Genomic DNA, 23,971 nt, shown 5'->3' on the forward strand with positions numbered 1-23,971 from the left:
ACGGATAGCGAAAAATTGAAATGAGCGGCATATCTGGTGATCATAACAGAATTTAGCTCAGGACTTTTAAAATTTGCAATAGATAGCTTTATTAGCTCTAGCAGAGTAATTCAGTACCTGTTGTCAGATTGATTACATACCTTCAAATGCCAAATGAACAGGCATAAGTCCCTCATGAACGTCTCAAAACGCATAAGTTTCGAAGATATTATCATAAATAATTTTTAAGTTATTGTAATCAACTCTTAACCCATAATGTTGACCATCTAAGTTATAACCACTTAGGTGAATATGATTATTATGTGATGTGAGTTTACTAAAATAGTTGATTTTATATCGTAAAAAAGAGGCTTAATAGCCTCTTATAAAACAGTATTAAATACTTAAAACTAAGCCAGTAAACCTGCTTTTGTTTCAGGCATTGCTATAAAGCCATCAAGTTTACGAACGTTGTTTAACCATCTTAAAATATTTGGGTATTGTTCAAGTGATACGCCGCCCTCTGGTGCGTGTGCTATGTACGAAAAATTAGCAATGTCGGCAATAGTTGGCTGAGTGCCTACTAAGTACTCGCGATTTTGTAAGTATGCATCCATTGTTTTAAATAATGTATGGGCAATGTTTATCGCATTTTGATGATCAAGCTCTGCGCCAAATACAGTGACTAAACGCGCTGCACACGGACCTGAAGCCACAAGCCCTGCAGCAACGCTCAACCAGCGCTGAATGTGCGCTTGAACAGTTACATCTTCTGGGTACCAGGTTCTGTTAGCATCAAATTTTTGTGCCAAGTACAGCAAAATAGCGTTTGAATCGTTAATAACGTCATCGTTATGTTTAAGTACGGGTACTTGCCCAAAAATATTCATTTTTAGAAAGTCAGCTTGTTTTTGTGCGCCGTTTTGCAATGCAACATCGACCATATTTACATCAAGCTTTAAAAGCGATGTAAATAGCTCTGCACGATGTGAATGACCAGATAAAGTAAAACGGTATAGCGTTAGGTTGCTCATGGTTATCCTGTTTTTAATTTGAATAGTAATTTTTAATAACGCTATTCTTTCACTATTATCAGTATTGAAAAACCGAGCTAGTAAGGAATTAATGTCAATGCTATATTGACAATCATGGATACTATTATTGGCATTAAAACAATCATCGCGGTTGTTGAAACAGGCTCTTTTACAGCCGCAGGCGACAGACTAGGGCTTTCAAAGGCGCTGGTTAGTAAATACGTGGGCATTGTAGAGCAAGACTTAGGGGTTAGATTATTTAACCGCTCCACGCGCAGAATTTCGATTACCGAGGCGGGGCAAAGTTATTACGCAAGCGTAGTACCTGTAATTGAAAGCTACAGCGAAATGCTCGATAACTTATCGGGTCAAACAGCGCTTGCTAGCGGCAAGCTTAGGGTGAGTGCGCCGGTGTCGTTTGGTGAATCAAACCTTGCGCCGTTAATGCCTGAGTTACTGAGCCGCTACCCTGATTTAAGTATTGATTTAGTGCTTTCAGACAAAACAATTGATTTGCTAGAAGAGGGGGTTGATTTAGCAATTAGAATTGGCAGTGTGTCTGACTCTAATTTAATTGCGAGGCAAATTACCAGTTATCCTTTAATTTTATGTGCATCAGCCGAATACATTCAACGTTTTGGCGCACCTATAAGTGTTGGCGAGCTTGAACAACACGCTACGGTGATTGATAGCAACTTTAAAATAGGTCGCCATTGGCCTCTCGTTTCACCTAGTGGTGAGGCATTAACGGCAAGCGTAAACTCGCGTGTTTCGGTTAATAATCCACAAGCAGTAAGAGAGGTGGTTGTAGCGGGTGGTGGTATTGGTTTAATCCCTGAAATAGTGGTGAGAGACGATATTGCATCGGGTAAACTTGTACAGGTTATGCGGGACTATAAAACCTTTGAGTTTGGCTTATTTGCTATTTATCCGCATAGAAAGTTTGTGGCTCAAAAGGTCACGTCGTTTATTCAGTTTTTATTTGAAAAGTTTGAAGCTAAGCCAAAAACAAAAAAGCCTAAAATCAGTTAAGTGATTTTAGGCTTTTTAAAGTGGGTCATTAAAATATCATTTAAAACAGTTGCTTAATTAAAAGTGGCGCTTACTTAAAGCAACTATTTACTTTAATATAATAACTGGCACATCGTTGTTTTCGAGCATTTTAATGGTATTACTGCCCACAAAAAACTGCCTTAACTTCGAATGCCCAAAAGCCCCCATAACAATCAAATCAATATTATTTTGTTCTTTGTATTGCATTAACGAGTCAAAAATATTGCCCTCTAAAAAGCTTGCAGACACTTCAAAACCCATACTACTGAGTTTAAATTGAGCGTTAAGAAACTTCTCTTCTAAGTTCTTCTCATTATTATTAATACTCACTAAATGACAATGAAGCCCATGTAATAAACCGCCATCAATAACTTGTTGCAGTGCTTTGTCGGCTGTTTCGCGACCATCGTACGCAATCATAAATGAATTAGGTTGCTTAAACTTTCTAGAAATAAGCAATATTGGTTGCGAGGCGCTACGCACGAGCGTTTCGATGTGTGAACCAAGTGCATTTAAATCAACACGATGATCAACACCATTTCGACCAATAACGATTAAGCGAGTATCATCTTTAAAGTCAATAATAGCGTCGATTACATCACCGTGACGCTTAATTAATTCATAGTTTTGAATATGAGCAATTTTTGCTTGTACAGCAACCGAGTCGAGTAATTCATCTGCTAGTTTTAAAGAAACTTTACTACGGTGTTCATCGAGTTTTGTCATTTCTTCAAGTAAATCCGATTGGGCACCTAAACCAATTGTACCGGTGTAGTTACCTACATTAGTTTGTTGTATTTTTTCAAGCATATGTATAAAGCTAATTGATTTATCTAACTTTTTTGAAGCCCAAATAGCAGCTTCGGTTACAGCGTGTGTAATGACAGAGCCATCGATACAGGTAATTATTTTTTTCATTACATTCTCCTTAATGACCGCCAAGTAGTTTATCGACTTCTTTAGGGTCGTTATGTACGCCAAACTTATCAACAACTGTTTCGGTTGCGCTATTCATACCAACAATATTAACTGTTGCGCCTTCGCGTCTAAATTTAATAACCACCTTGTCGAGTGATGATACACCGGTTATATCCCAAAAATGGGCATGGGTTAAATCAATTACTACGTTAGAAACCGCATTTTTAAAATCGAACGACGCTATAAATTGCTCTGCTGAGGCAAAAAACACCTGGCCTACAACTTCATAAGTTACTAGGTTTTTAGTTTCATCGTGCTTAGTTGTAACAACCATAAAGCGACCAATTTTGTTCGCAAAAAACAACGTAGCTAACAACACGCCAACTAAAACACCAATGGCTAGATTATGCGTGGCAACAACCACAATAACCGTGGAAATCATCACTACGTTTGACGAAAGCGGGTTCTTTTTTAAATCTTTAACGGATGTCCACGAAAACGTACCAATCGACACCATAATCATTACTGCAACTAATGCCGCCATAGGAATTAAACGCAGCCACTCATCTAAAAACACCACCATGATGATTAAAAATAAACCAGCAATAAAGGTTGAAAGTCGTCCACGACCGCCCGATTTAACGTTAATGATTGACTGTCCAATCATGGCGCAACCCGCCATACCACCAAATAAACCTGCGCCAATATTGGCAATACCTTGACCTTTACACTCTTTATTACGATCGCTCGTTGTATCGGTTAAGTCATCAACAATAGTGGCGGTCATCATTGATTCAAGTAAGCCCACAACCGCAAGACCAATTGAATAGGGTAATACAATTTGCAGCGTTTCGAGTGTTAGCGGTACATCTGGCCATAAAAATATAGGCAGGGTGTCTGGCAGTTCGCCCATGTCACCAACGGTTCTTATATCAAGCCCTAAAAACAGTGAAACCAGCGTAATAACAACAATACACACTAAAGGAGAGGGGAGTATTTTGCCAATAGTTGGAATATACGGAAATAAGTAAATAATACCTAGGCCCGCTGCGGTCATCGCATAAACATGCCAAGTAACATTGGTCAGCTCAGGTAACTGCGCCATAAATATTAAAATCGCCAGTGCGTTTACAAACCCCGTAACAACAGAGCGCGATACAAACCGCATTAACTCACCGAGCTTTAAAAAGCCTGCAAATATTTGCAGTACACCGGTAAGTAAGGTGGCAACCAGTAGATATTCCAGACCATGATCTTTAACCAGCGTTACCATTAATAGCGCCATTGCACCGGTAGCCGCCGATATCATGCCAGGGCGTCCGCCTACAAAGGCAATAATAACGGCGATACAAAATGAGGCGTATAAACCCACTTTTGGATCAACACCCGCAATAATAGAAAAGGCAATAGCTTCCGGTATTAGGGCAAGCGCCACAACAATACCAGCAAGCACATCACCACGAACATTAGAGAGCCAATCTCTTTTTACGTGATCAAACATGTAATAAACCTAATTAGTTAGTTTCCCAAAGTATAGGGGAGTATTTTATTTAAATAACAATGATTCTCGCGCAGATGGCGATTAAGGTTGCACGCAACGTGCTGATGAAAAAGGAAGTGGTTGCCTAGGGCGGCGTAAGTTTCAAGTAAAAAGCTCCTTTTTGATTAGTGTATATTGATAATGGGAACGAATTAAAGGTATCACATATATATTAGCAATATGCTGTTTGGCCTTAAAGACCAAACTTTAATCCAATAATGTTTTTGAATATTTAAAACTCGAATGTAAAACCAAACTCTCTTAATTTTTCATATACGTTTATATCAAAACGGTACAAAGTAGCAGCTCTGTGGGCTACGTTGGTTTGTTTTTCTTTGCAGTTTATTAATAAGTTCATTTTTTGAAACTTACGTCTGAAGTTAGGCTTATCGAGTGACTTATTTAAAATCGACTCGTAAATTCCTTGTAGCTCAAGCAGGGTGAATTTTTCTGGGAGTAAGCTAAAACCGATAGGCTCGTGCCTTACTTTATAACGTAAGTAATCAAGGCCACTTTTTAAAATGTCGGCGTGGTCAAACATTAAAGCCGGTACGTTATTTACATCAAACCATTCACACTCTACAGCGTTATCGCCACTCACAAGATTGGTTTCTTCAAAGCGCACGAGCGAGTAGTAAACAATAGTAATAATACGCCTAGCGGGGTAGCGGTCTACGTTACCAAATGCACCTAACTGATCTAAATAAAGGTTTTCAACACCGGTGGTACTTTTAACAACACGCAGAGCTGCAAGGTCTAAGTTTTCGTCTTTACGAACCCAATGACCAATTAAACCCCATTGGCTTGTTGCAAGACCGCGATTATATTTAACCAGCAGCACTTTTAACTTACCTTCATGAATAGCAAATACAATATTATCTACGGTTAGATTACTAATGCAGTCATCAGGAATCGATTCTTCGTCGATGTTGTTAGAAATATTTGATGTTTTATGGTGCATAAATTACTCAGCCAATGCTATACATACATATTGTTATAAAGACTATTAAGAGTATATAAAAGGCGCTTAAAGCGCAAATAAAAAACATTTATAAATCCTATCTAAAACAATCACATCTATTTAATTAATCACTTTATACACTGTCCCTATTTTTACGCATTAACGCCGATATTCGACTTTGGTTTGGCATTGGTTTTTTATTGAACGAATAATACCTTTGTATGTTAGTAAATTTAACGCCAAATTAGCGTCATGTATTAAATAAATTACCAGTTGATTAAAAATGTAACATAAATGTTTACATGCGCTAAAAATGCATATAGTATTTTTGACTATATCGATTTGCATTGAAAATTGAGCACACATGAACAACACAAAACACACACTCACAATTAAAGAAAAAATAGGGTACGGCCTAGGTGATACAGCCAGTAATATTGTATTTCAAATGGTCGCTAACTTTATGTTGATATTTTATACCGATGTTTACGGTTTATCTGCAGCTGCTGCGGGTACGCTACTTTTAGCGGTTCGTTTATTTGATGGTATTACCGATCCAATAATGGGCAGCATTGCCGATAGAACGCGCAGCCGTTGGGGTTCTTACCGCCCTTACATATTATTTTTAGCTGTTCCGTACGGTGTGTTTGCTTGCTTAGCATTTATAACCCCCGATTTTGATTCTACGGGCAAGCTTATATATGCCTACTTAACTTACGGGCTATTAATGACGTGTTATACCGCCATTAATATACCGTACGGTGCACTTGGCGCAGTAATGACAAACGATCCTAAAGAGCGCGCATCGCTACAGTCATACCGATTTGCAATGGCAATGGCAGCACTGCTTGTAATTGTATGGGCACTGCCTAAGCTGGTTGCCTTTTTTGGCGACGGCAACGATGTAGTAGGTTACCCGCTAGCAATGGTGTTTTTAGGCGGACTTGCCGCAGCGTGTTTTTTACTGTGTTTTAAAATGACTAAAGAAACCAAACAAGTTAAACCCGCGCAAAGTAAAAAGAATGCCTTTCTTGAGTTTTTAAGCCTATTTAAAAACGATCAATGGGTTGTTATAGCCGTTATAAGCCTAGCAACTTTAATCTTAATTGGCGTTAGAGCCTCAGTAGCGCCGCATTATATTAAATACTACGTAGGGGAAGCCTCGCTTACTTCTAACTTTTTAACACTCTCAGCAATTGGCTCAGTATTGGGCGCTATATCTACCAACTTTTTAACCAAATTTATTGAAAAGAAAACACTTTTCATTGTCGCTTTAGTGGTCGTAATTATTTCTCACAGCATGTTTTACGTACTTGAGAGCGACGCAATCGTAACCATTTTTATTGTGTACTTTATTGCTAACTTTGCCCACATGATTATTACCCCAATTATGTTTTCGATGGTGGCAGATACGGTTGACTACGGCGCATTAAAAATTGGCCGCAGATTAACGGCAGTTACGTTTTCGGGTCATTTATTAGCAATAAAACTAGGCTTTGCAATTGGCGGTGCTATTGCAGGCTGGATATTATCAGGGTACGCCTACGTACCAAATCAAGAGCAATCAGAACACACGTTATCAGGCATTTTACTCGCCTTTGCTGGTATTCCAGTAATTTGTACCGTGGCATGTTTAATTTTTATAACACGTTACAAACTTACCGAGCCTGAAGTAAAGCGCATTCAAACGAAGCTGGCTGATAACAAAACCATAAACTAATTTAGCAGTCCATTTTTCACCTTTTAAAAGTGTAAATTGGGCAGGCAATACTAGGAGTAAAAATGCAAAATACAGCGCAAGCAGCACCCCCATCTAATGGATTAAGTGACGCTGAACTTAAACAGTTAAAAGACTTACAACGAGCCAACTCGTTAATACAAAATCACAATGTATTAGTTGATCACATGTATACCGCCGATCCTTCTGCGCATGTGTTTAATGGCAAAGTGTATATTTATCCATCGCATGACATTGAATCAAAAAATGAAATTAATGATAACGGCGACCACTTTGCAATGCGCGACTACCATGTGTTTTCGCTTGACGAAAGCTCAGGCAAAGCCATAGACCATGGCGTAGCACTTTGTGTAGACGACGTAAAATGGGCAAGTAAGCAAATGTGGGCACCCGATGCTGCGCATAAACTTGGTCAGTATTACCTTTATTTTCCGGCGCGCGATCAGCAAGGTATTTTTAGAATTGGCGTTGCAAAAAGTGACAGTCCAACAGGTCCATTTAAAGCCGAAGACGATTACATTCAAGGCACGTTTAGTATCGATCCGGCTGTATTTGAAGATAACGACTCAAGCCATTATTTATATTTTGGCGGTTTGTGGGGCGGCCAATTACAAAATTGGCAAACCAGCGAATTTAATGAACAAAGCACGTATCCAAAAAATGGTGAACCTGCAATCCCTGCGCGTGTTGCAAAATTATCTGAAGATATGATCAGCCTAAGCGAAGACGTAAAAGAGGTTTTTGTACTAGATGAAAGCGGCTCGCCAATTACAGTGTGCGATAATAACCGCCGCTTTTTTGAAGGCCCTTGGGTACACAAACACAACGGTGTTTATTACTTTTCGTACTCAACGGGCGATACACACAAAATTGTATACGCAACGGGCGATAATCCATACGGACCATTTACCTATCAGGGCGTTATTTTAAACCCAGTACTTGGTTGGACCACGCATCACTCAATTGTTAAGCACAATGATGGTTGGTTTTTATTTTATCACGACAGTACGTTGTCGGGCGGGCAAACCCATTTACGTAGTATGAAAATGGCTAAGCTCGAACACGACTCAAACGGAAAAATTCAAACAATAAGCCCATATGAACACGCTTAACAAAAATAGTTATAAACAATGCAAATTATCTGCGTAAGCACCGCTACAGCTTTTATTTGCACAAAAAAGATATAGTCAATATGACCATTAATTTATTTTATTAATGGTCTAAATAAGAGGAAGCTGAGGACATATGACAAAATGAAAATATTTTAAAGCAAAAAATTAGCACAAAGAATTAGCATAAACGTGCTGTTATCTAATGGTTTTTAGTTAAGTAGCACATGTTTAAAACTGGTTGTGGTCTTTGTAAAACGTTTAAAACATACACACACAATAATTATTTATTGACCGTAAAATGAAACAAATAGTTTACAATTATGTTTCGAGTAATTCTTAAAGTCTTGCAGTACGTCAATAATAATTAAATAAGAAAAAGGCATCATGATGTTTAAGAAAAAGATAATTTCAACAGCCATACTCGCTGCAATGGGTACCGTTACGCTTCCTCACCAAAGCTACGCTGCAGAAACCATTGTTGACGAAGATGTAGAAATAATACAAGTAACAGGCATTAGAGGTTCATTGCAGCGCTCTATGGATGTTAAACGCGATTCTTCTGGTATTGTCGATGCTATTTCGGCTGAGGATATGGGGAAATTTCCTGATACCAATCTTGCTGAATCGCTACAACGTATTACCGGCGTATCAATAGATAGAGCGGGCGGTGAAGGTAGCCGCGTGACAGTACGTGGATTTGGACCTGCTAATAACTTAATTACTATTAATGGCCGCCAACTTCCAAACACAACAGGTGACCGTACATTTGATTTTGCAAATGTCGCATCTGAAAGCGTATCGGGCGTGCAAGTTTATAAAACATCAGACGCAAGTGTTACCTCAGGTGGCATTGGCGCAACTATAAACTTAACAACAAACAGACCTTTAAATAGCCCAGGTATAAAAGCATCGTTTGGCGTAAAAGCTGTAGACGATCAATCAACCGACGAGGGTAGCATTACACCAGAGGTAAGCGGTTTATATTCGCAAACATTTGGGGATGACAAGTTTGGTATTTCGATTTCAGGTAGCTACCAAGACCGTGAAAGCGGTATGCAGCAGTTTATTCAAGATCAAGGCTACAGAGCATCTGATTACACAAATACAGGATGGGGCGGCGTACCTGCAGGCGCAGAAGGCGGAACAAACAGACCTACATCAGGCATTTACTCAAACCCGCAACAACCACGTTATGTGTTTGAAGAGCGTCAACGTGAACGTGTAAATGGTCAGTTGGTATTTCAATATCAACCTGTTGAAAATATTACAGCAACCCTTGATTACACGGGCTTTAAAACAACCGTTGAAGAGCAGCACACTGATGCCTCAGTTTGGTTTAACTACGCTGGCGACAGAAGTGAATCTGTTTGGGCGGGCGAGCCTAACGCGTACCCACTCATTTACTCAGAAATTTATGACATTCAAAGTGATGCCGATTACCGCGATACGTCGCTTACGGTAGGTTCTTGGGGTCGCGAAGAAAAAACAGATTCATTAGGCTTTAATCTAGAATGGGCGGTGTCTGATCAGCTTAACCTAGAATTTGATCACCACAGTTCAAAAGCATCAATGAAAGCAACTGATCCACGCCACGGTACACGTAATAATATTCAGTTACCGTCGTACACACGTTCGCGCTCAGGGCTTGATTTAACAGGCGACTTACCAGGTATTGCTATTGGTAATATTGAAAACTTTAACCCAAGTACTATGCGTTTATCGGGTAGCTGGTTTGCAAATGATAAATACGATTCAGAAATCGATCAAACGCAAATTTCGGGCGACTACTACATTGACGACAACCTAAGCATTGACTTTGGTGTTGCGGTTAATAAAGTAAATAACCATTACCGTCATACACAAGTACAGCGCCCAGATTGGGGTGGTGTTGGTGTTGAGGGTGACTTTGCTGATATTGATTGGCGCCAAGATACTATTTTAGATAAGTTTCAAGCTAAGGCGGGCAACTTTGAAGGCACTGCAACACAAGGCGAATACGATTTATTTAATACAATCTTTTTTGCCGACTTTGATGCGATTGTAAATGCAGCAGAGTACGCAGATCCTATTGCTAACGTAGATAACCTTTATGGTGATTGTAAAGCAGCCGACGGCGCAGCAGCAGGACCAAACGGCGAAGGACAATTTTGTGCCTCAACCGACTGGGATGCAGCAACAAACCGCTTTACTGAAGAAAAAACGCAGTCTGCTTTTGCACAAGTAAATTACAAAGGTGAATTGAGTGGCATGTTCTTCGACCTGCAAATTGGCTTACGCTACGAAAAAACAGACGTATTTTCTAAAGCAACCGCACCCGGTTACAGCCGCGTAGAGTGGAACGAAGATACAGCTACATCAGTAACCGGTGTTACCGGTATTGAAACGCTAAGCCAATCTGCAGATTACAGCCAGTTCCTGCCAAATATTAACTTTAATATTGAAGTTGTTGAAGATGTAATGATTCGCGCAGCAGCGAGCAAAACTATTTCAAGAGCGGGTTATGGTCAACTGCAAGGCGGTACAACTATTAATACCGGCGGTAGCTTAAGTGGTTATTCGGGTGGCTCTGGTAACCCAGGACTTAAACCGCTTGAATCAATTAACTACGACTTATCAAGTGAATGGTATTACGGCGAAGGTAGCTATATTTCGTTTGGTTACTTTAAAAAAGACGTAACAAATTGGATTACTACAGGTACTATCGACTCAAATATATTTAACTTAGCGGATCCATTAAATGGTGAAAAATTTAGAGCTGCATCAAGTGCTCTAGGTGGTAATGCATCTAACGAAGATATCAGAACCTATATATTTGAAAACTTTGCTGATGATCCAAATGTGCAACCTAAATTTGATGAAGATGGTGAGTTAGACGGCGGCACAATTGTTGGTGACCCAGACTCAGATGATCCAATTAACTTTAGAATAAACGTGCCTGTAAATGGCGACCAAGAATACACCATTGATGGCTTTGAATTTAATATTCAGCACTTATTTGGTGAGTCAGGCTTTGGCGGTATTTTTAACTACACCATGGTTGACTCGGGTCTTGAATACGACAACGACTCGCTAGAGGATACAGAAGCACTCGTTGGGTTAAGTGATACTGCAAACGTGGTGTTCTTTTATGATAAAGAAGGCTTACAAGCACGTATTGCGTATAACTGGCGCGACTCGTTTTTAAATGAGCGTCGTGTAAATGGCGATTTAACCGCACCAATTTACACTGATGAGTATTACCAAATAGACTTTAACGTAAGTTACGAAGTACCCGCAGTAGAGGGACTTACCGTATTTATTGAAGGTATAAACATTACTGACGAGTACGTAACATCGTACGGGCGTAAGCAACAGTTGATTTATAACATCACTCAAACAGGCTCTCGTTACGGTTTAGGTGTCCGTTATAATTTTTAATAAATCACCCTTGTAGCAACCTTATAAAAGCCGCATTTTGCGGCTTTTTTATTTGCCTAAATTAACCTAGTAATAATAATACCCAGCTGTTATAGTCAATATGAATTTAACTTATTTGTTACATTTTATTTGTAGTAGTAGGTAAAGGCACACAACAACAATTGGAGCACACAATCCATGGCCAATCATGCATTATTAAATAATGTTGAACATCAGCATTTAAAAATAAACCCTGCACGCAGCACACACCTAGGTGACGGGGTTTGGTATAGCGAAACATTTGTGAGCGAATTTAGAGTCGCTCAAGCACATTACCCAATATTTTTTACCAAAGACGATACAACAAATACATTTTCGCCGGTGTGTTTGTACGGCATAAATAAAGACGAAAACTTATTTTTAGTAAACCAGCAATGGCAAGCACACTATATTCCACTGAGTATGCAGCGACTGCCTTTTGCTATAGCGACTCAAAATACAATGCAAAACGGTGTGGCAACGCAAGAGCGCATGTTAAGTATTGATTTAGACTCGCCAAAAGTGTCAACAAAGCAGGGTATTAACTTATTTTTAGAACACGGCGGGAATAGCGATTACCTCGAAAACATCATAAACGTGCTCGACAACCTGCATCATGGGTTAGAACAAAACCAGCCCTTTATTAAAACCTTAATTAAACATGGTTTGCTTGAATCAGTATCGCTAGAGCTTGATTTAGTAAACGGGCTTAAACATAACTTACTCGGTTTTTATACCATAAACGAAGACTCGCTTAACCAGCTAAGTAGCGAGGCAATTGCGCAGCTTCACTCACAAGGGTATTTAGCGTGTATATACATGATCATTGCATCGCAAGTACATGTGCGTGATTTAGTGGCGCTTAAAAACGAGCAACTTATGCTACAAAAGCACGCTGTATAAGTAATTAGCTATGGAAAATTTAGCAAATAATATTCAAACCCTGAGTGGCTTAACTCCCAGTACGTTACCCAAGGAGCTTTTAAACTCGCCTGTGCCTATTGTACTAAAAGGGTTTGTAAGCGATTGGCCCCTCGTTATTGCCGCCAAAAAGTCAGACAGTGCAGCGATTGATTATTTAACGCCGTTTTACGAAGGTTTTTTAGTTAACACTTGCACAATACCCGCTAGTCAAAATGGGGTTGTAGGGTATAACCCCGATATGAGTGGTTTTAATTTTACTAATCAGCAAGCGGCATTTATTAATGCGCTTGAGCAAATAACGCAAACTGCAAATAACCCGCAAGCCGACACTTTATACATTGGCTCTACTAACATTGCACAGTGCTTACCTGGTTTGGTTAATCACTGCCAAGTTAACGCATTAAACGAAGGCTGTTTATTTAATGTATGGGCAGGCGGAAAGGTTACCGTACCAGCACATTACGACGTAGCACAAAATTTAGCATGTTGCGTTGCAGGTAAAAGGCGTTTTACTTTATTTGCCCCCGATCAAATAGATAATTTATATATAGGCCCGCTTGATAAAGCACCCGGTGGGCAGCCAATAAGCTTAACCACCACAACTGCGCCCAACTTCACGCAATACCCTAAGTTTGAGCAGGCAATAAAAGCGGCAATTACCGTTGATCTTGAAGCAGGCGATGCCCTTATATTGCCCAGCATGTGGTGGCACCAAGTAGAGGGGCTTGGCAGTTTAAATATACTGTTTAATTATTGGTTTAAAAATACGCCTGCGGTGTATGGGCAGCCTACTAATGCGTTGCACCTTGCTATTTTAAACATACGTAATTTACCAAAGCATGAGCGCGCAGCATGGCAACGTTTGTTTAATTACTACGTATTTGCCGATAACGAATTTACCCACATATCAACGCCTGCACAGTCTATTTTAGCAAAGCCAATGGATGAGCTTACAGCGCGTAAATTAAGAGCCGAATTACAAAATAAATTAAGACGCTAAGCGTACTTGTAAGGTTTGAAATATGAATCAAAATGCAATTAAAAAAATAGTAATAGCAGGTGGCGGCACCGCCGGTTGGATGTGCAGCGCTGCAATGGCAAAGCTGCTAGGTAAAAATATTGAAATATGCTTGGTTGAATCCGATTTAATACCTACCGTAGGGGTCGGGGAATCAACTATTCCTACGCTGCATATATTTCATGATTTACTAAAAATTAGCGAATCAGAATTTATGGCAGCCACTAATGCCACGTTTAAATTAGGCATATCGTTTGAGGGTTGGAAACAAAACCAGCAAAGCTACTTTCACTCATTTGGTTATGTGGGGCAAGGCTGTTGGGCTGCAGGTTTTCAGCACTTTTGGCTAAAAGGTATGCAACAAGGTGTAGCAGCCGATATTGGTGATTATTGCACAGAGCACGTAGCAAGTCGCTTGGGTAAATTTGCCGTAGTGCCGAATCAAGACCGTAACCATGCTTATCAGTTAGATGCCGGTTTGTACGCTAAGTTTTTACGAAATTTTGCACAGCAAAACGGCGCTAAACGTATAGAAGGCATGATAAGCAAAGTTAACTTAGAGCCCACTAATGGCTTTATAAAATCGCTTACTTTAGGTGACGGGCAAATTATTGAGGGTGATTTATTTATAGATTGCACCGGCTTTAAAGGTTTATTAATAGAGCAAGCGCTACACACCGGATACGAAGATTGGAGCCATTGGCTCCCGTGCGACAGCGCAGTAGCAGTACAAACCGAATTAGTAAGCCCAATAGTGCCATATACGCGTGCAATGGCACATAAATGTGGTTGGCAGTGGCAAATACCGCTGCAAAGCCGTCGTGGGAATGGCTTAGTGTTTTGTAGTAAATACATGAGCGATGATGAGGCCAAAACAGCGCTCCTAAATAACGTAGAAGGCAAACCGATTAATGAGCCGCGTGTTATTAAATACCGCACTGGTACGCGGCGTAAACATTGGAACAAAAACTGTGTGGCAATTGGCTTGGCAAGTGGTTTTATTGAGCCGCTTGAATCAACCAGTATTCATTTAATTCAGCAAAGCATTATTAGATTAATGCAAAACATGCCAACCAAAGCAATCGAGTCGTGCTATCAAGATGACTTTAATAACAAAATGCGCTTTGAGGCCGAAAACATTCGCGACTTTATTGTGCTGCATTACCATGTAACACAGCGCACCGACAGCGACTTTTGGCGTTACTGTAAAAACATGCCAATTCCAGAGTCGCTTGCCAAACGCATTGAGCTATTTAAGCAAAGTGGGCATGTTTATAAAGTAGAGCAAGAGTTATTTGGTGAAGCCTCGTGGTTACAAGTGATGTTAGGGCAAGGGCTAGTGCCGCAAAATTATCACCCAATTGTTGATAGCATGAGCGATGATGAGTTAAAGCGATTTTTAGAATCAATAAAAAATCATGCAGCTAAAAAGGCAAATAGCTTACCGAGCCACATTGATTTTATTAATCATTATTGCAAGGCTAAGTAAGTTTTATGCTAACACTTGGCAATAACTTACAGCCGCAATATGAGTTTATAGGGCAAGAGCAAACGCCAATTATTATAATTGACGACTACCTTAGTGAGCCGCAAAAACTTATAAAATTAGCGCAAAGTGCTGATGAAAGTGATGAAAATCATGCGCAAAATCAGGGAGAGTTTAAACCCGACGAACTCACTCAATACCCAGGTTTACGCATGCCGCTGCCAAAGCAATGTGTGGTTGATTATTTAAAACCGCTTATACAGGGGTTTTATAACGTATTTAATATTGGGCAAACACTTACCCCATACCCAAAAGATAATACCTTATCGTTAATTACTAAAACGGAGCAGCAGCTATCACCAATACAAACCTTGCCACACTTTGATACAAACGATCCTAACTTAATTGCGATTATTCATTACCTTGGGGAGGGAGCGCACGGCGGAACGGGGTTCTTTAGGCATAAAAAAACAGGGTTTGAAACAATAAGCACAAAGCGCAAAAACACGTATTTAACGCATGCTCAACACATCCTTGAGTGCAGTAACACAAAACCTAGTTATTGCACCCCACAGCACAGTGAGTTTGAATGCTATAAGCACATAGAATATAAGCCAAATAGGCTTATTGTGTTTCCTGGGTATTTGCTGCATACAAGTTTGCTTAATACGGCTACCGATATTTCACCGTGTCCACAAACAGGGCGGCTAACGGCCAATATGTTTGTTCATTTTAAATAGGAATACTATGTTTTTTTCTTTACCTAGATTCGCATATAAAGGTTGGCTATTAAGCTTTTTTGTATTGGCGCTGAGTACGGCAACAGTGCAAAAAAGTCATGCTACAGGGTTTGATACTCTCCCTAAAAAGCAATTTAATGTACTGCTATTTACAAAAACTGCAGGGTGGCACCATAAGTCGCAAACCGAAGGCGTTAAAGCGCTAGAACGCTTAGCCGATAAGCACTTTTTTAATTTAATTTGGCACGAAGAAAGCCATTATTTTAACGACGACTACTTAAAAAATGTTGATGTAGTAGTGTTTTTATCAACCACAGGCGATATTTTAAACCCAAAAGAGCAAGCCGCGCTTGAGCGATTTGTAAAAGCAGGTAAAGGCTTTGTGGGTATTCATAGCGCATCAGACACCGAATACGATTGGCCGTGGTATCAAAAGCTGGTGGGGCGCACCTTTAACATTCATCCTGTTATTCAAACCGGTGTATTAAGCAAAGTGCCTAATACTAACTTTATAGGCTTAAACCATATGCCGCAGGAAATGCTTTGGACTGACGAGTGGTACGAGTTTGGGCCAGAGCTTACTAAGTTAAACTACTTACTCACGGTTGATGAGCAAACTTACAACCCAACTGCCGATTGGGGTAATAACAAAACAGGCTCAGGCATGGGATCGTTTCATCCTATTTCGTGGCATCACAATTACGATGGCGGCCGCTCATTTTATACCGCTCTTGGGCATACTAATGCGGTGTATAGCAGTGAGTTTTTAACCGAACATATTTATGGCGGTATTTATTGGGCTGCAACAGGTAAAGGGTTAAAAAGCAGTAATTAATGAATAACTCATAAATGTACTTTTTAGTTTTATTTACATCGTTCAAGGCCGCTTTTTTAAGCGGCCTTTTGCATTTTAGGCACTGTTTAAACACCTCACTCATTTCACTTAGTTTATAAAATAAACAAATAATTTTGAGAATTGCTTGATCAAATGGTCAAGAAGACTATATTAAATTTGCACGCTGATATAATTCAAATAAAGAGGATAAACATGAAAGTATTTTTTAAAATAACAACTTTATTGTTAACACTAATAAGCTATCAATCACTTGCTGCATTTAATAATAACCCATCGAGTGTAGGCGCCGACAGTTCAGGGACATACCGTAACCTCGCACAAGAAATGGGTAAAACAAATATACAGCAAAAGGTGAATAGTACTTTTGACAATATGTTTGGCTATAACAACACTCAACAACTTTACTACCCGTACACCGAAAACGGTGTTTATAAAGCACACTACATAAAAGCAATTAACCCAGACGAAGGCGACGATATAAGAACAGAAGGGCAATCGTGGGGAATGACCGCCGCTGTTATGCTCTACAAGCAAGAAGAATTTGATAACCTATGGCGCTTTGCTAAAGCGTATCAAAAAAATCCAGACAATCACCCTGATGTAAAAAAACAAGGCGTTTACGCGTGGAAACTAAAGCTTAATCAAAACGGTTTTGTTTATAAAGTAGATGAGGGCCCCGCTCCCGATGGCGAAGAATACTTTGCGTTTGCACTACTTAATGCCTCTGCTCGTTGGGGGAATTCGGGTGAGTTTAACTACTACAACGATGCCATTACCATGTTAAACACAATTAAAAATAAGCTGATGGAAAACCAAATAATCCGCTTTTCGCCTTACATTGATAACCTAACAGACCCTTCTTATCACATACCTGCGTTTTATGACTATTTTGCAAATAACGTAACTAACCAAGCAGACAAAAATTACTGGCGTCAAGTAGCCACAAAAAGTAGAACCTTACTTAAAAACCATTTTACAAAAGTAAGTGGTAGCCCGCATTGGAACTTACCTACATTTTTATCGCGCTTAGATGGCAGCCCTGTTATTGGCTACATTTTTAACGACCAAGCAAACCCAGGTCAATGGTATGAATTTGATGCATGGCGCGTAATTATGAATGTGGGTTTAGACGCGCATTTAATGGGTGCTCAAGCGTGGCATAAAAGCGCAGTAAATAAAGCACTGGGCTTTTTAAGTTATGCAAAAACTAACAACAGTAATAACTGTTACGAGCAAGTGTATTCATACGGTGGAGCGCAAAACAAAGGCTGTGCAGGCGAAGGTCAAAAAGCCGCGAATGCAGTAGCGTTACTTGCTTCAACAAACGCTGGGCAAGCAAATGAGTTTTTTAACGAATTTTGGTCTTTATCGCAACCAACGGGTGACTACCGTTACTATAATGGTTCGTTATATATGTTAGCTATGCTGCATGTATCGGGCAATTTTAAGTTTTATAACAACACGTTTAATTAAAATAACGGTGCCTAAGTAGCAAAAATCTAAGTAGCAAAAGCTTAGGCAGCAAAAACTTAAATAATAAAAAACCGGTGTAACCAAGTTACACCGGTTTTTGTGCTTAACGAGTGAGCTTAACTTTCCCTTTAATAAGTTACTTAACTAATTTAGCTAATTAGCCAAACCCGCTACTTTTACATCAAGCGTAAACAAGCCCTTAGCGGTGGTTATTAATAATGTTTTGCGATTTTTACCACCAAACGCAAGGTTGGTTACATTAGGGCCCAGTTCAATTTTATCGATAAGTAAGCCGCTTGGCGTGTAAATATTAATAACGCCTTCTTTGTGGCTGCTAACGTAAATATTGCCAGCAGAGTCTACTTTTATACCATCGGGCGAGGTTACTTTAATAAAGTCTTCGCGCGGTGAAATATCACCGTTTTCATCGATAGTGTATTTGCTTACGCGGTTGCTAAAGTCGCCAACATAAAGGGTACGTTGATCGGGCGAGAGCGCAACACCGTTGGGCTTTTCAAGAGTAGCGTCAATTAAACTAAGTACGCCTGTATTGCTTAACTTATACACACCAGTATAAGGCATTTGTTGAGTGCGTTCGCCTATTTGCCAGTTAGGATCGGTAAAAAATATATCGCCATTTTTATGCATAGTCATATCGTTTGGCGAGCTAAAGCTTAGCCCATCAAACTCGCTAACTATTACGGTATTAGTTTTACTTTTTATATTAATTTTAGAAAGCGACTGCGTACTATGGTTAAGCGTATAGAGGTTCTGCCCTTTGGCATACAAGCCGTTTGTACCACTGTGTTTTAAATAAGTGGTGAGGGTATTGGGCAGCACTAATTTATAAATGGTCGAATCAGGGCCAAGTGCTTGCGAGCTAGCAAAGTTCATTTCTGAAAAATAAAACGCATTGTCTTGGCTTGACCACGTAGGCCCTTCTAAAAACAAAAGCTCGTCACTAACAAGTGTGGGCTTAACGCCTTTTATTAATGGTGACTGCTCATTGCTTTGGCTGTTTACAGCGTTTAACAAAGGTGTATTTTCAGGTTGTTGTGCCAGCGCTGCTTTATTAAAGCAGAGCATTAATACAACTAAGCTTAGCGTTTTTTTGTGTGTTTTTAGCATGGACGTTTACTCAGGTTTGTTTAATTTATAATTAATGGTCATTTTGACTATATCATTTATTTTTTTCGTTGTATGATATTTATCGAAAATAATAACGATTCAACGGAGCACACACATGCATAAAAAACACACACTCAGCCTGCTTTTACTTGCAGGATCTTTAAGCGTAAACGTTGCACAAGGCCAAGACCCAGCCCCAGCCCTTAAAAACACCTTTGCAGACTCATTCAAAATGGGGGTTGCTGTAAATCAAGATATAGTGACAGGCAAAAACGCAGCCGCGCAGTCAATTATTGCTAAGCAATTTAATACAGTCACCCTTGAAAACGCTATGAAAGCTGAAGTAATTTATCCGCAAAAAGGTAAGGTCGATTTTAGTGGTGCAGATGCGTTTATAGATTTTGCCAAGCAAAATAATATGTTTACCGTAGCTCACACCTTAGTGTGGCATAACCAAACGCCCGACTGGTTTTTTACAAATAGCAAAAATGAGCCAAATACCCCAGCACAGCAGCTTGAGCAAATGCGCAAACACATAGAGCTTGTAGCAGGGCGCTATAAAAACAAAGTAGATGCGTGGGATGTAGTTAACGAAGTAATTGCTGATGACGGCTCTTATCGCCCAACTGTGTGGGTTAACCGCGTAGGTGATGGCGATACTATGGTAAAAGCCGCATTTAAATACGCCCAGCAGTATTCACCTAATACCGAGCTTTACTACAATGACTTTAATGCATGGCGACCAGAAAAAAGAGACGGCATTATACGTATGATCAAAATGCTGCAAAAAGAAGGTATTCGAATCGATGGCATTGGCATACAAGCGCACTGGGGGCTTAATTTTCCTAAAATGCAATATATTGAACAAGCCATCGATGCATACGCCGCGCTGGGTATAAAAGTGATGATCACCGAGCTTGATATAGACGTGCTGCCTTTAACAAAAGAAGGGCAGATTACCGGCACCGATATGATGAAACCACAGTTTCAGTTAGAAGAGTTTGAAACCTACCTCGACCCATACAAAAATGGCTTACCTAGCGACGTAGAGGCGCAATTAAACGCCCGTTATAAAGCCTTGTTTGAACTGTTTTACGCAAAACGCGACAAGATAGACCGCGTAACCTTTTGGGGATTACACGATGGTATGTCGTGGAAAAACGACTACCCAATCCCAAACAGAACAAACTACCCATTATTATGGGATCGTAATTTAAACCCTAAGCCAGTTATTAAAACCATTGCTGAAGTAGTTCAGTAAACCGCATTATGTAGTCAAAGCCGAGTATTTTTAAATACTCGGCTTTTTTTTGAATTTTCACAAAGAAAAAAGAATGAGAAGTGCCCCGTGACTTTAAAGCATCATGATAAGCAAAAAGAGCTCAAAGTTTATAACTAGCAATACGTTATAGTATTTGGTACTAATGTAGTTAAAGAGCATGCTGTAATCATAAAGTGAAAAGAATTTTTGATTGAGCTTTTATTTGAATCTCTAATTGGGAATTTTATTGAATGATTAATATTTTAGGAAATTTTGCTAGATTAGAAGAGCTTTTTCTGATGCTTGATGCAAAATTATCCGAAATAGATTTAGCGATTCAAAGTTCAGCAGACCCTGATTCAGATGGCTTATTTGATCAGTCAGAATATTATGTTGGTCTTGGTTTTGTTGCTGCGCAGCAATGCTTAGTCGAAACAGTTATTTTTTCAGGTTTAGGTAAAAATAAAAAAGCATATAAATTAGGTCCTCGTCACCGTTCTGGAATTGCTTATGTAGCAGCAATAAACTCTGCCGCTGATTGGTGGAAACATGAAGCAGAATGGTGGGTTGATTTGGATATAATTAAAAATTCAAATGCTACAACTGTAAATAACGTTCTAGTCATTTCCAATAGTAATAGTTATAAACTATCGAACCTTTTATTCGCATTATCAAATAATAAGGAAATAAAGCTAAAGTGTTTGTTACCAATAATTACAGAATGGGAACATGCGTTAACTAATTGGAAGAACAAATAAGAAGTTGCCAAGACACATTTATTCTTTGAGGGGGCTTATATAACCTTATTTAGGAATGGTTATTTTTTCTCTTACTCAAAATAGCCTGTGTTCTGATCCAACATCAGGCTGTTTTGTTTTCCTCTAAAAGCGAAGCGCCTCTTAACCTCTTTGTGCATAATTCACTTAGTCTATTTCACTAAAAAACTAAAAAACTACTTAGCCTGATACCTCACTACTACAAATTTAAGCGGCACATCGCCGTTGTTATAAATGCCGTGTACGTCATTAGGGGCTGCAAATAAAATATCACCAGTATGAGCTGGCTGGCTTTTGCCATTAAGCGTCCACGTGCCAGAGCCCTCGAGAATCATTAGGTATTCTTCATCAGGATGCTGGTGGGCTGGGTGTATTTCGTTATTAGGTTTAATAACCGCAACGCCCGTAATAGCGCCTTTGGTGAGTGGTGTATCGCCATAAAAGTAGGTATGAAAATCGCCGCCTTCGTAGTGAGTAATGTGCGCGTCTTTTTGACTCACAATAGCTGATGTAAGCTGTGTGGTTTTATCTGCTGCGTTTACAGGCAATGCAATGGTGGCTGCGGTTGTAAGTAATACGCCGGTTACACAATGTTTAACTGTTAAATGATTCATGGTTGTTATCCTTATTATTTAGCGCTTAGGTTAATTAAATAAACCCAGTCGTTGTTAGGTGTGTTGGGTGGTGTTGCCAGTTGTGTACTCGTTGCGGTATTTACACAAAAGCGTTTGCCGTTTATGTAGTTGTTAGTTCGTGGGTTAAACCAGTTGAGGGTATAACACGCGTTTGGTAATGTGACCTGAGCTTGGCTTGCGTTACTAAAATAAAATAAGTAAAACGCTGAGTTATCACTTAACGCCCAGCCTGTTTTTGTAAGCTCTGGGGTGGGTGTAAGCTTTGTAAAAGGCACGTATTTTTGAAAAAATGCAACAGCGTTGGTCATCGCTAAATAGTAATCTTTGTATGGTGTTAAATCTTGCTCTGTTAAGTCGCCGCCACCGCCTAAATAAAACTCAATACCTGCGCCACCTGCCATAAATGTGGCCCACACATTGCTTTTACGCCACGTATCTACATTGTTTGCATACTCATAAATATAGGCTTCGTCCATGGTGATCACCCACGGGTGAGGAATGTTTTGCGTAAGCTGGCGGTACTTTAAAACATCGCTGTAAGTGGTGTTAGTTTTAAGTTCACCTTGTAAGCTTGCGCCTGTGTAGGCGGGGTAGCCCAAAATGTTGTCGTTTGGTTTATCGTAAATGTGGTAGTCGAGCGACGGGCCGTTATGTATCACAATATGCTCAGGGTAGTAGGTGAGTGATTGAAAGTAATCGGCAAATTGCTTTCTTTGTTTTGTGGTATTAGCTTTTTGTTGTTTATCGTCGCCGCTTGGATCTTGCCAGCCGTTTTCTTCGCCTATATTCCACGTGGTTGCTAAATGATAGCCAAAGCGGGCAAATAACTCGCGATAGTAAATTTTACGACTAACAGCAAAATCGTTTTTAAGCTGGCTTTCGTTCCATTCAAACAGTGATTCGTTTTCGGTTTCGCTCATTACAAAGTGAGTCATTATGCCTTTTTGCTGCATGTGGCTAAATACAATATCCCACTGAGCTAATTTAGATACATCGTAGCGTGTGGTTTGGGTTTTGCTAAGCCATGGCCAAACTTGGTCGCCATCGCCGTAGGCGTTCATGGTTAAAAAGTAATACGTGTTAATGTTAAGCGACGCTAAATAATTTATTAGCCCAATAATGCCTTTAGAAGATTGATGACTACTGTTATCAGTCTCTGTATTGGTTGTTTGCCATGTAGGGTCGCTATTTTGCCAATGCTTTATGTGCGCTTGGTAGTTACGCTTTGTGGGAGTGGCATCAAACCCTGAAAAGCCAAGCAGCACTTCGGGGCTGTTAGCACCGGCTTTTAAAAAGTACTCTTTTGAGCCATTAAACTGCAAATAGGGTTTGTTAACGTATTCAAGCTTACCTTTGCTTTTAATGTCTTTACTACTGGATGACTTAGTGGCGGCGGTAACATTAAACTCGCCTGTTTGTTTATCAAAAAATCCGGCTGATTGCTCATTTGTAACAGTATTTAATGGCACGCTTGCGATATTACTGCCTTTAACAAATGAGAGTGTATAGCGCCATTTGCCAAGCTCGTTGGGCGAAAACAAAACCTGCCATTTGTTACCTGCTGTTGCATGTGTTTGAGCAGTGTTTGCATCGGCCGCATAATATCCAGGTACTGTATATTGCTTATTAGTGGGGCTGGTAAATGTGGCATCTAAGCGGTAATCGGTAAAGGGGGTAGGCGTGGCAAGCTCGCTGGTGTGCGGGCCTTCAAGGGTTAAGCTTAATTTATGCCAGATAGGCACGTGAGTGCTGGTTTGCTCCGCGCGAATTAGGGCGCTGAATATAAATGAGGCGAAAAATGCGCTAATTAACAGAAGCCGTTTTATTGTTATTTTTTTCATGTGTATCCTTGCTAATTTTGTTGCTAGTAAAGTGTGTGATTAAGGAATGTATGCTGTGTTATT

General features: G+C 39.8%; 19 protein-coding genes. 12 read left to right on the forward strand and 7 right to left on the reverse strand.

The features are described 5' to 3' along the window. Window positions 1-389 precede the first annotated feature (389 nt). Window positions 390-1,013, reverse strand: a complete 624-nt coding sequence (locus AAEY68_RS08045) for a glutathione S-transferase (protein WP_166377590.1) — start codon at window positions 1,011-1,013, stop codon at window positions 390-392. A gap of 114 nt (window positions 1,014-1,127) precedes the next feature. Between AAEY68_RS08045 and AAEY68_RS08050 the strand changes: the two genes are divergently transcribed. After that, entirely contained in the window at window positions 1,128-2,045 is a 918-nt protein-coding gene (locus AAEY68_RS08050; protein WP_350585782.1) for a LysR family transcriptional regulator, read from the forward strand. A gap of 87 nt (window positions 2,046-2,132) precedes the next feature. Here AAEY68_RS08050 and AAEY68_RS08055 read toward each other — a convergent pair whose 3' ends face one another. The 3 genes from AAEY68_RS08055 to AAEY68_RS08065 form a co-directional block, all read right to left on the reverse strand. Next, window positions 2,133-2,984, reverse strand: a complete 852-nt coding sequence (locus AAEY68_RS08055) for a universal stress protein (RefSeq protein WP_350585783.1) — start codon at window positions 2,982-2,984, stop codon at window positions 2,133-2,135. A 10-nt stretch (window positions 2,985-2,994) separates the two neighbouring features. After that, a complete protein-coding gene (locus AAEY68_RS08060; RefSeq protein WP_350585785.1) occupies window positions 2,995-4,485 on the reverse strand; it encodes a SulP family inorganic anion transporter in 1,491 nt (496 codons plus the stop codon). Between the two features lie 271 nt (window positions 4,486-4,756). Then, the gene (locus AAEY68_RS08065; RefSeq protein ID WP_350585786.1) at window positions 4,757-5,485 is read right to left on the reverse strand and encodes an NUDIX hydrolase; all 729 of its coding nucleotides are present in this window, start codon (window positions 5,483-5,485) and stop codon (window positions 4,757-4,759) included. A 364-nt stretch (window positions 5,486-5,849) separates the two neighbouring features. Here AAEY68_RS08065 and AAEY68_RS08070 point away from each other — a divergent pair, with 364 nt between their 5' ends. The 9 genes from AAEY68_RS08070 to AAEY68_RS08110 all read left to right on the forward strand — a co-directional run bounded on the left by AAEY68_RS08070 (window position 5,850) and on the right by AAEY68_RS08110 (window position 18,267). Continuing rightward, window positions 5,850-7,205, forward strand: coding sequence for an MFS transporter (locus AAEY68_RS08070; RefSeq protein WP_165727802.1), 1,356 nt, complete (start codon window positions 5,850-5,852; stop codon window positions 7,203-7,205). Window positions 7,206-7,267: 62 nt separating this feature from the next. Further along, window positions 7,268-8,335: a glycoside hydrolase family 43 protein gene (locus tag AAEY68_RS08075; RefSeq protein WP_350585787.1), complete on the forward strand. Its 1,068-nt coding sequence runs from the start codon at window positions 7,268-7,270 to the stop codon at window positions 8,333-8,335. 387 nt (window positions 8,336-8,722) lie between these two features. Continuing rightward, window positions 8,723-11,752 carry a TonB-dependent receptor gene (locus AAEY68_RS08080; protein WP_024593839.1) on the forward strand — a complete coding sequence of 1,010 codons (3,030 nt, stop codon included), beginning with the start codon at window positions 8,723-8,725 and terminating at the stop codon, window positions 11,750-11,752. 177 nt (window positions 11,753-11,929) lie between these two features. After that, window positions 11,930-12,673, forward strand: a complete 744-nt coding sequence (locus AAEY68_RS08085; RefSeq protein WP_024593840.1) for a SapC family protein — start codon at window positions 11,930-11,932, stop codon at window positions 12,671-12,673. A gap of 10 nt (window positions 12,674-12,683) precedes the next feature. Continuing rightward, the gene (locus AAEY68_RS08090) at window positions 12,684-13,694 is read left to right on the forward strand and encodes a cupin-like domain-containing protein (RefSeq protein WP_024593841.1); all 1,011 of its coding nucleotides are present in this window, start codon (window positions 12,684-12,686) and stop codon (window positions 13,692-13,694) included. Between the two features lie 22 nt (window positions 13,695-13,716). Beyond that, window positions 13,717-15,201 carry a tryptophan halogenase family protein gene (locus AAEY68_RS08095; RefSeq protein WP_350585788.1) on the forward strand — a complete coding sequence of 495 codons (1,485 nt, stop codon included), beginning with the start codon at window positions 13,717-13,719 and terminating at the stop codon, window positions 15,199-15,201. 5 nt (window positions 15,202-15,206) lie between these two features. Next, window positions 15,207-15,938 (forward strand): DUF6445 family protein, encoded by a 732-nt coding sequence (locus AAEY68_RS08100; RefSeq protein WP_350585789.1) that lies wholly within the window; start codon window positions 15,207-15,209, stop codon window positions 15,936-15,938. 7 nt (window positions 15,939-15,945) lie between these two features. After that, window positions 15,946-16,773: a ThuA domain-containing protein gene (locus AAEY68_RS08105; RefSeq protein WP_197118757.1), complete on the forward strand. Its 828-nt coding sequence runs from the start codon at window positions 15,946-15,948 to the stop codon at window positions 16,771-16,773. Window positions 16,774-16,986: 213 nt separating this feature from the next. After that, window positions 16,987-18,267 carry a family 8 glycosyl hydrolase gene (locus AAEY68_RS08110; RefSeq protein ID WP_350585790.1) on the forward strand — a complete coding sequence of 427 codons (1,281 nt, stop codon included), beginning with the start codon at window positions 16,987-16,989 and terminating at the stop codon, window positions 18,265-18,267. Window positions 18,268-18,420: 153 nt separating this feature from the next. Here the strand turns inward: AAEY68_RS08110 and AAEY68_RS08115 are convergent, their stop codons facing one another. Continuing rightward, window positions 18,421-19,395, reverse strand: a complete 975-nt coding sequence (locus tag AAEY68_RS08115; protein WP_024611075.1) for an SMP-30/gluconolactonase/LRE family protein — start codon at window positions 19,393-19,395, stop codon at window positions 18,421-18,423. 115 nt (window positions 19,396-19,510) lie between these two features. Between AAEY68_RS08115 and AAEY68_RS08120 the strand changes: the two genes are divergently transcribed. After that, window positions 19,511-20,656, forward strand: coding sequence for an endo-1,4-beta-xylanase (locus AAEY68_RS08120; RefSeq protein WP_350585791.1), 1,146 nt, complete (start codon window positions 19,511-19,513; stop codon window positions 20,654-20,656). Between the two features lie 251 nt (window positions 20,657-20,907). Continuing rightward, window positions 20,908-21,414: a hypothetical protein gene (locus AAEY68_RS08125; RefSeq protein WP_350585792.1), complete on the forward strand. Its 507-nt coding sequence runs from the start codon at window positions 20,908-20,910 to the stop codon at window positions 21,412-21,414. A gap of 194 nt (window positions 21,415-21,608) precedes the next feature. On the opposite strand, the gene AAEY68_RS08130 is transcribed toward AAEY68_RS08125, so the two are convergent. Further along, the gene (locus AAEY68_RS08130) at window positions 21,609-22,046 is read right to left on the reverse strand and encodes a cupin domain-containing protein (protein WP_350585793.1); all 438 of its coding nucleotides are present in this window, start codon (window positions 22,044-22,046) and stop codon (window positions 21,609-21,611) included. Window positions 22,047-22,060: 14 nt separating this feature from the next. Continuing rightward, window positions 22,061-23,908 carry a DUF5060 domain-containing protein gene (locus tag AAEY68_RS08135; protein ID WP_350585794.1) on the reverse strand — a complete coding sequence of 616 codons (1,848 nt, stop codon included), beginning with the start codon at window positions 23,906-23,908 and terminating at the stop codon, window positions 22,061-22,063. Between the last annotated feature and the right edge of the window lie 63 nt (window positions 23,909-23,971).

Source organism: Pseudoalteromonas sp. RB2-MNA-CIBAN-0110, assembly GCF_040309305.1.
Lineage (GTDB): Bacteria > Pseudomonadota > Gammaproteobacteria > Enterobacterales > Alteromonadaceae > Pseudoalteromonas > Pseudoalteromonas arctica.